The organism is Citrobacter sp. Ct235 (assembly GCF_030332305.1).
Lineage (GTDB): Bacteria > Pseudomonadota > Gammaproteobacteria > Enterobacterales > Enterobacteriaceae > Citrobacter_A > Citrobacter_A telavivensis.
In genome coordinates this window covers 1-9,037 of record NZ_JAOWIC010000035.1, presented here as the reverse complement: position 1 = coordinate 9,037, position 9,037 = coordinate 1, and the positions used below count along the sequence as shown (strand labels likewise).

At 53.5% G+C, this 9,037-nt stretch carries 7 protein-coding genes, 1 rRNA gene and 1 pseudogene; 3 read left to right on the top strand and 6 right to left on the bottom strand.

Annotated features, from left to right (window positions below):
• A 5S ribosomal RNA gene (rrf, locus tag OGY35_RS24520) occupies positions 1-73 on the top strand; the annotation flags it as partial.
• A gap of 280 nt (positions 74-353) precedes the next feature.
• Positions 354-1,652, top strand: a complete 1,299-nt coding sequence (locus tag OGY35_RS03110) for an MFS transporter (protein ID WP_286631391.1) — start codon at positions 354-356, stop codon at positions 1,650-1,652.
• Here OGY35_RS03110 and OGY35_RS03105 read toward each other — a convergent pair.
• From OGY35_RS03105 to trxC, 5 genes are all read right to left on the bottom strand, one after another.
• Complete coding sequence (locus OGY35_RS03105) at positions 1,649-1,972, bottom strand: YfiM family lipoprotein (RefSeq protein WP_286631390.1); 324 nt, start codon at positions 1,970-1,972, stop codon at positions 1,649-1,651. The genes OGY35_RS03110 and OGY35_RS03105 overlap by 4 nt on opposite strands.
• Positions 1,973-2,016: 44 nt before the next feature.
• The gene (gene pssA / locus OGY35_RS03100) at positions 2,017-3,372 is read right to left on the bottom strand and encodes a CDP-diacylglycerol--serine O-phosphatidyltransferase (RefSeq protein ID WP_286631393.1); all 1,356 of its coding nucleotides are present in this window, start codon (positions 3,370-3,372) and stop codon (positions 2,017-2,019) included.
• A 113-nt stretch (positions 3,373-3,485) separates the two neighbouring features.
• The gene (locus OGY35_RS03090; protein ID WP_286631389.1) at positions 3,486-6,146 is read right to left on the bottom strand and encodes a bifunctional acetate--CoA ligase family protein/GNAT family N-acetyltransferase; all 2,661 of its coding nucleotides are present in this window, start codon (positions 6,144-6,146) and stop codon (positions 3,486-3,488) included.
• 35 nt (positions 6,147-6,181) lie between these two features.
• Positions 6,182-6,880: a tRNA-uridine aminocarboxypropyltransferase gene (gene tapT, locus OGY35_RS03085; RefSeq protein ID WP_152402771.1), complete on the bottom strand. Its 699-nt coding sequence runs from the start codon at positions 6,878-6,880 to the stop codon at positions 6,182-6,184.
• Between the two features lie 68 nt (positions 6,881-6,948).
• Entirely contained in the window at positions 6,949-7,368 is a 420-nt protein-coding gene (gene trxC / locus OGY35_RS03080) for a thioredoxin TrxC (RefSeq protein WP_152402773.1), read from the bottom strand.
• A 206-nt stretch (positions 7,369-7,574) separates the two neighbouring features.
• Here trxC and OGY35_RS03075 point away from each other — a divergent pair, with 206 nt between their 5' ends.
• On the top strand, positions 7,575-8,612 hold the full coding sequence (locus tag OGY35_RS03075; RefSeq protein ID WP_286631388.1) for a tRNA/rRNA methyltransferase: 1,038 nt from the start codon (positions 7,575-7,577) through the stop codon (positions 8,610-8,612).
• A gap of 38 nt (positions 8,613-8,650) precedes the next feature.
• Here the strand turns inward: OGY35_RS03075 and OGY35_RS03070 are convergent.
• A pseudogene (locus OGY35_RS03070) lies at positions 8,651-9,037 on the bottom strand (IS4 family transposase); the annotation flags it as partial.

Genomic DNA, 9,037 nt, shown 5'->3' with positions numbered 1-9,037 from the left:
ACTCAGAAGTGAAACGCCGTAGCGCCGATGGTAGTGTGGGGTCTCCCCATGCGAGAGTAGGGAACTGCCAGGCATCAAATAAACAGGAAAACCTCATGCGAAAGCATGGGGTTTTTTTGTTTTATCCGCAGTTCAGTGAAGAGGCCATCCTGCGGATGGCCTTTTTGCGTTTATATCTACTTCTAACCCTTTCAAATCTCCTGCGCTTACTCCTAAATTCTTTCCCTGCTAATTAAAATCGTGATCCTTGTCTCATAATAAAATATAACAATTATATAACATTTTTTTTACTAAAAATGACAGCAAACACAACCGAAAAGAACAATCGGAACTTTGGCAGGAGTACCATTCTAATGACTGAAAGCAGTGTAACTGCGACCGGGTCACTGACTGACAGTGATACCCGTCGTCGCATATGGGCAATTGTAGGCGCATCATCCGGGAATCTGGTTGAATGGTTTGATTTCTATGTCTACTCGTTCTGCTCGCTCTATTTTGCCCACATCTTCTTTCCTTCCGGAAATACGACAACGCAGCTACTACAAACCGCAGGTGTTTTTGCCGCCGGGTTCTTAATGCGTCCTATTGGCGGCTGGCTATTCGGTCGCATCGCCGATAAACATGGCCGTAAGAAATCCATGCTTTTGTCCGTGTGCATGATGTGTCTGGGATCGCTGGTGATCGCCTGCCTGCCGGGTTATGAAACCATCGGAACCTGGGCTCCGGCACTGTTATTGCTGGCGCGTTTGTTCCAGGGGTTATCCGTCGGCGGGGAGTATGGCACCAGCGCAACCTATATGAGTGAAGTTGCCGTAGAAGGCCGTAAGGGGTTCTACGCCTCTTTTCAGTACGTCACGCTTATTGGCGGTCAACTGTTGGCTCTGCTCGTTGTGGTTGTCTTACAGCAGACCATGGAAGATTCAGCACTCAGGGAGTGGGGCTGGCGTATTCCTTTCGCTTTAGGTGCTGTGCTGGCGGTAGTGGCGCTTTGGTTGCGTCGTCAACTGGATGAAACGTCAAAGCAGGAAACTCGTGCGCTGAAAGAGGCGGGATCGCTGAAAGGGTTATGGCGTAACCGCAAAGCCTTCATCATGGTGCTGGGTTTCACTGCGGCAGGATCGCTGTGCTTCTATACCTTCACCACATATATGCAAAAGTATCTGGTGAACACCGCAGGTATGCATGCCAATGTGGCGAGCGGCATTATGACGGCGGCGCTGTTTGTTTATATGCTCGTGCAGCCGCTGTTTGGCGCACTGTCAGATAAAATTGGCCGACGTACCTCTATGTTGTGCTTCGGTGCGCTGGCAACCCTGTTTACTGTGCCTATTTTGACCGCACTTCAGAATGTGACTTCACCGTATGCAGCATTTGGTCTGGTGATGTGTGCGCTGTTGATCGTCAGCTTCTACACTTCAATCAGCGGTATTTTGAAAGCTGAAATGTTCCCGGCGCAGGTTCGCGCACTGGGTGTGGGGCTTTCTTATGCCGTGGCGAATGCGCTGTTTGGTGGTTCTGCGGAATATGTGGCGCTGTCGCTGAAATCGGTCGGCATGGAGACCTCGTTCTTCTGGTATGTCACCGCTATGTCGATCGTGGCATTTCTGGTCTCGCTGACATTGCATCGAAAAGGGAAAGGTCTGCGTCTCTAGTGATGTGCCATTTGCCAGAGGGTATAGCCGGTCGTTGCGCCGGCGACATCCCAGGCAAAGTCTTTCCAGCTCCAGCCGCTCCCTGCGGGGCGGCTATCCCAAAGTTCTTTTGTTGCCCCCAGACCTACCGAGAACATCAAACCCACCATCGCACTGCGATCGCGGTTCATCCCCTGATGCTGAGCGAACTCATTGCCTGCGGCTGAGAGCATCGCGGAAGCAATAAAGTGCTGTGCTTTGTCCTGTCCACTCCAGTTGTCCTGCGCCATATGGCTACAGCCTGACAGAATAAAGACATTAAGAAGAAAAATAACGCGCACCCGCGGTCCCCATAGAAAAAACCCCGTTCAGGACGGGGTCTCGCTTACAGAATACGGCTTATCAGCCGGTCGATTCGAATACGACGCAATCGACGGATCAGTTTGCGAACTTTTACCGGGTAATCGGCAATGCTCTGCAAGTCACGATAGTGCTTAACGACGGTGGTATGCGTACGAATCAGCGCCAACTCTTTCTCTCGCTGCGCAGCCAATTCTTGCTTAGGATCGTGGATCAGGATCGCATTTTCCAGATCCAGACGCCAGGCGCGCGGGTTGAGGTTGTTCCCGGTCAACAGCATCCACTTGTCATCGATCCACATCCCTTTGAGATGGTAGGTGTTATCGTCATCTTTCCACAGACGGACAACCAGCTGATCGGTATTCACGTAATACTGCAAACGGCTCAGGAAACGACGCAGGTTAATCTCATAGAGATAGGGTAGTGCGCCGATTATCTTAAATGGCTCGTTTTCCGGGATATAAAAGTCGTTGGCGGTTTTGTCTCCCACAATGATCTCAACCTTTTTCCCTTCCCGCAGCAGTTGAATGATGTTGCGGACAAGAATTGCCGGCAGGTTGAAATAGGGGGTGCAAATCGTAAGCTTATGCTCCGCACAGGGCATAAGGTGGAAAATGGTTTTGTTCAGCAGGCTGGATTTCCCCAGACCGACCAATGGCGTCACGGACAGCTGTTCATTATCGGCATCGCCCTGGAAGTGATAAGCGGCGTCGCGTAACTCCTGGCGATATAAACGAATGTCGTTTTTAATCTCCGGACTTTTCGGACGCTGGGTGTTATCCAGACGATTCACGCCACGACCGTTCATCAGGTTCTGGGTCACCCATTCGAACATGATGTCAGCCATTCGGGCGTTGCGGATTAACTGATAGCGGTCATAGCGATATTTATCGTGCTGATGCAGATAAACATCGTTCAGACTTGCACCGCTATACAGGACGCTATCATCGATGATAAAGCCTTTAAAGTGCAGAACGCCGAGCGCTTCACGGGTATTGATCGGCACGCCATATACCGGAACATCGACTCCCGGATTTTCATGCGCCATCTGGCAATACCAGTCGGCATTGGTATTGGATGCTGCCGCGCCAATACGCCCACGCTGCGCACGATGCCAGTCGACGAGCACCCGAACATCCAATTCAGGACGCTGCCGTTTCGCCTCGTATAGCGCGCTGAGAATGCCTTTGCCACCGTCGTCCTGTTCCAGATACAGGGCAATAATGCAAATGCGCTGCTTCGCGCTGGCTATCTTTTCCAGCAGTGTCTCCCTGAAATTAGCGGGAGCATAAAAGAAATCGACATCATCAACTGATTGAGAAATCTTAGGTAGTTGGGCAAGGTGTTGTTGATGTTTATTACGCTTAAATTTTGACAACATCACAGTGCATTTCTTCTCTGTTCATTGAAGGGTCCTCTGTGCTATGCAGACGACATAAGCGGGCAATGATAACACCGTCCCCGTCAAAGTGGTCAACATTTCCAGTACCTTACTCACGATTCCTCGGGCGGAGCCAGATCCAGCGACAGCCCGACGATTCCCTCTTCGAGCTGGATATCCACGCTAAAGCCAAGCTTACGCGCCAGCGCGACCATGCCACGATTATTTGGCATCGTAATACCATTCAGCCTTCTCAGTCCGTGATCTCGTGTATAGGTAATCAATTTTTCCAGCAATCGACGACCCAATCCTAACCCTTTGAGATCGGAACGAACCAGCACGGCAAATTCTGCATCAATGTTATCCGGATCGGAGATCGCACGGGTCACGCCGAGGATCTCTTCCGTTCGTTCTACGCGCCTCACCGCGACAAACGCCATTTCCCGATCGTAGTCGATCTGCGTCATGTTAGCTAAATCTTCATGAGTAAATTCATTTATCTCACTGAAATAACGGTAATAAAGATCTTCTTTGGTGACCTGGGAAATAAACTGCTGAAGCTGAGGTTCATCCTCGGGCAGGATAGGGCGGAACAGACATTGTTCGCCGTTTTTCATCTCCACCCACTCTTCCAGTTGCTGCGGGTAGGGGCGAACGGCAAGACGGCTTTCGTTATCGCCCTCGAATGGGGCGATATCCAGCGTGACGTCCAGAGCAGTGAACTCACCGGCGGAGGCCAGCAGCGGATGAATATCCAGACGCTGGATCTCGGGGCAGTCGACAATCAGGTTTGAGACCTGGACCAGCAGTTGGCTTAATCCTGCAACATCCAATGGGCGCAACGCACTGCGGCCGCGGATCTTTTTATTCTTGATCGCCTGAATCACTAAATAGCGCGCCAGGTTCATGTTCAACGGAGGTAATGCCACCACGGCCTGCTCTTCAGGACGCCACTCCACGCCGCCTTCACCCAACATAATCAATGGGCCAAACACCGGATCGTGCTCAACCACCACGCGCAGTTCCTGTGCCCCTGCACGATTCGCCATGCTTTGCACCAGCAGGCCGTGGATCCGCGCCTGCGGCCAGGCCATTTTCACGCGATCGATAATGGCGTTGGCTGCCTGCTGAACTTCATTTGCCGTGCGCAGGTAAAGCATGACGCCCTGAACTTCAGATTTGTGCGGGATGTCCGGCGAACGCAACTTCAGTGCAACTGGATAGCCAATTTGTTCCGCAATATGGACGGCTTCGATGCTGTCGCCGGCAATCCAGGTCGGGAGCGTATGCAAGCCATAAGCCTGCAGGATCGGCTGAACCTCATGGGTGTCAAGCGAGGTCGCGCCTTCAGCAATTGCCTGCTGAAGCAGATCATGCGCCTGAGCCGTATTGGACGTCAGATTACTGGGTAGGGCCGGCGTTTCACGCAGTTGTTTCTGGTTTCGCCGGTACTCGACCATATGCATAAACGCGGTGATAGTCCCTTCCGGGGTGCGATAAGTGGGGAGTCCGGCTTCACTGAACAGTCTGCGGGCTTCCTGGGAGGAAAACTCCCCACACCAGTTGGTCAACAGCGAGACAAATTTTCCGCGTGGATGATGCTTAACGGATTCAATCAGCGTCTGAGCACACTCGGTTGCGGGGGCGGCTGCGCTGGGGGAATGAATCACCATCAGCGCGTCAAAATCCTGGCTGGCGAGCAGGATATCCAGCGTTCGGGTGTAATGCTCAATGCTGGCATCGTCGCGCAGGTCCAGCGGGTTGGCGATCTCAACATGGACAGGCAGAGCATCGCGCAGCTTCTGACTGGTCTCTTCACTCAACATGGCCAACTTGCCGTTACGTGACCAGAGTTGATCAAGCGCCAGCGCCGCAGGTGCGGCACCGTTACTGATGATCATCAGCCTGTCGCCGCGCAGAGGGCGCATGTGGCTGAGCGTTTCCACTGCGGAAAAAAGCTCGTGGGTATCATTCACGCGCAGCAAACCGGCGCGCTGGATGGCGGCATCCCAGGCAGGATCCATTCCGGCGCTGGTATGCAATAACCGCTGTGCCGCCGGGCTGCGGCCGCTTTTAATCACCAGGATTGGTTTATTGCGTGAGGCACTACGGGCGGCAGAAACAAAGTGTCGGGCATCGCTGAGATGTTCGAGGTAAAGCAGAATGGCACTGGTTTTGCTGTCGCGTGCCAGATAATCCAGCAGCTCATCGACATCAATATCCAGGCTGTCACCGAGCGCAATAAAGTAGGAGAACCCCATTTCCCGCTGCTGCGCCCAGTCGAGAATGGTATTGGAGACCGCGGCGGACTGAGAAATAAACGCCAGCTTGCCGCGTTTAATCGGGACCGGCGAGAAGCTGGCATTCAGCCCCTGCCAGGGGGCCAGCAGGCCAAGACTATTAGGCCCAAGCAGACGCATGTTGTAGCGTTGCGCACAGGTCAGTAATTCTGCATGTTGCGCGGCGGGGGCCGAGAGAATAATACAGGTTTTACAGCCTTTTTCTCCCAGGGCTTCCAGCAATGCCAGATTGCGGCTGGCATTGGTGCACAATACGGCGAGGTCGGGGGTGAAAGGCAGGCTGGCAACATCGGGCCAGGCCAGGACGCCCAGAACGGCTTTCCAGGCGGGGGTTACCGGCAAGACAGGACCGTTAAATCCTCCCGCCAGCAGGTTGCGCATCATCAGATAACCAGCCCGATTGGGCTTCATCGATGCCCCGATTACCGCGATCGATTTTGGTCGCAGAAGCGCTTCCAGTCCTCGCTGACTCATACCGGTTTCCCTTACACAGAAGTGACCGAATGATTCTAAACGCTTTCTGCTGATTCTGCTGTGATGCTTCCCTGATGTTGGGTTTTTCCTGCAAGGTAGCGCGTTTTAAAGCGGGTAAAGTGCTCGCCCAGGCCGCTTGCCGCATCGGTATCCCCGGCCAGATCCAGCAGCGCAATGGCGACTTCGGCCGTGCAATATTGCCCTTCGGCATGGACTTCGCGCAGATGGTAGGCCGACAGACGCGACAGATCCACCGAGATCACGGGTAGAGAGTCGAGATACGGGCTTTTGCGGAACATCTTACGCGCTTCCGGCCAGGTGCCGTCGAGCATTATGAACAGCGGAGGCTTATCTGTTGGTGGGGTAAAAATCACCTCACGTTCGGCTCCGGCATACGATGCAGGAAAGACGACGATCGGTTGATAATCCGGGTTTTTCACCAGATCCAACATGGCCTGCGGCGGTTCTGTTCGTGACCATTGAAACGCGGCGGTGTCCGGTAAAATATCGGCGATCAGACGTCCGGTATTGCTCGGTTTCATCGGTTCCGTATCAAACATCACCAGACAAAAACGGCTTGTCGCCCGAGAGGGTGACAGCGTCGCGCACAGGCAAAGTTTCAGCGGCAGCAGGCAGCGCTGGCAGCGGCGAATGCGATTGCCTCGGGCGAGAAAAGGGCGAGTGGCGCGCGCCAGACGTTCAGCGCGAAGCTTGAGAACAGCGTTTTCAGTCATAGTGAATGCGTTGAAAAACGCTATTGTCGCAGAGGTGAATACGGGGCACAAGATGCGCCCCGCGGAGTTTACAGTGATTCGTTCAGCCAGTTGTCAAATGGCGCTTTGGGAACCGCGCCGTTCAGCATGTCGACAACCTGACCATTTTTGAAGATCATAATGGTGGGAATGCTGCGGATACCAAAGCGCGCGCTGAGCTCACGTTCGGCCTCCGTGTTGACCTTCACGAAGCGAACTTTGCCGCTGCGCTCTTCGGCGACATCTTCAAATATAGGGGCGAAGTTACGGCACGGGCCGCACCACGGTGCCCAAAAGTCGATCACCACGGGCAGATCGTCTTTGAGCAGTTTATCCAGTGTTTCACCGGTCGCATTGATCACCTCCCCGTCGAACAGGTCGTGACCACAGCGTCCGCATTTTGCCGCATCCTCAACCCGATCGTCGGGAATGCGGTTGATGGCCTGGCAGCTGGTACAAACGGTATTCATAACAAACCTCTGGATGCGTCGGGGTGTTGAACGGCAGAAATGCCGGTATGTTTCCAATATGTTACATATTATCGATGAGACTGTTTTAAACGACAATCTGTTTTATTCAATGAGTACAATAGTCATAAGCTTTTAAATGAAATAATGGCTAACCTGGTGCACATCGGGTAATCTGCGCGCTTCGCGCAGCGCTGGTGGAGAAAAGCATGAACGATGAATTGAAAAGTAAAAGCGGCAAGGTCAAAGTGATGTATGTCCGCAGTGATGATGATTCTGATAAACGTACCCATAACCCGCGTACCGGGAAAGGTGGCGGGCGTCCAGGAAAATCTCGTGCCGACGGTGGCCGTCGCCCCGCCCGCGATGAAAGAACCCCTCAGAACCGCGATCGCAAGCGTGAAGACTCGCCGTGGCGGACCGTATCCCGCGCGCCGAGTGATGAAACGCCTGAAAAAGCCGATCACGGTGGTATCAGTGGTAAAAGCTTTATTGATCCTGAAGTCTTACGTCGTCAGCGTGCGGAAGAGACCCGCGTTTACGGTGAAAATGCCTGTCAGGCCCTGTTCCAGAGCCGTCCGGAAGCGATTGTCCGTGCCTGGTTCATTCAGAGCGTCACGCCACGTTTCAAAGAAGCATTACGCTGGATGGCGGCAAACCGCAAAGCGTACCATGTGGTTGATGAAGCGGAACTGACGAAAGCCTCAGGAACTGAGCATCACGGCGGTGTCTGCTTCCTGATTAAAAAACGTAACGGCACTACGGTGAAGCAGTGGGTGAGCCAGGCGGGCACGCAGGACTGCGTGTTAGCGCTGGAAGATGTCTCTAACCCGCACAATCTTGGCGGCATGATGCGTAGCTGCGCGCACTTCGGTGTGAAAGGCGTGGTGGTGCAGGATGCGGCGCTGCTGGAATCCGGCGCGGCGATTCGTACCGCAGAAGGCGGTGCCGAACACGTTCAACCGATTACCGGCGACAGCATCGTTGATGTGCTGGATGATTTCCGTCAGGCGGGCTACACCGTGGTGACAACGTCCAGCGAACGCGGCGAGCCGCTGTTTAAAACCGAACTGCCAGAGAAAATGGTGCTGGTGTTAGGTCAGGAATCTGACGGTTTGCCGGATGCGGCGCGCGATGCCAGCGATCTGTGCGTGAAAATCGATGGCACGGGTCACGTTGAAAGCCTGAACGTCTCGGTGGCAACCGGTGTGTTGCTTGCCGAATGGTGGCGTCAGAACAAAGCCTGACAGAAAAAATGCCAGCGAATCGCTTTAATGCCAGTCAGTTAAGCAACTGACTGGCCCTTTTTCGGGGCTGTGGGGTATTTCCAGGGCCTCTCCTTTACCACTCTCGGGAAGGCTCTTTCTCTTCTTGTCGGTAACTTTACCAGTTGCCCCATACTTTCAAGATCACGCATCAGTTCCGGGATTCGACCCGGTGAAGCACCCTGCAGCGTCATCAGCATCCTCATTACCATTCCGCATGATTCTGAGAAGCTCAGTTGATTCGGCCAGTATCCTTTCAGATGTCCCGCCATTTTAATCATCTGATATCTCACCAGATTATAAGCCAGTAAGACTCCCCATAACTCCTGCTCCACAAGCTCCGGCTTTTTACTTCGCAGTGTCAGCCTGCTCAGTTGCATCGTCTGCTTGATCTCCCGGTATCCCAG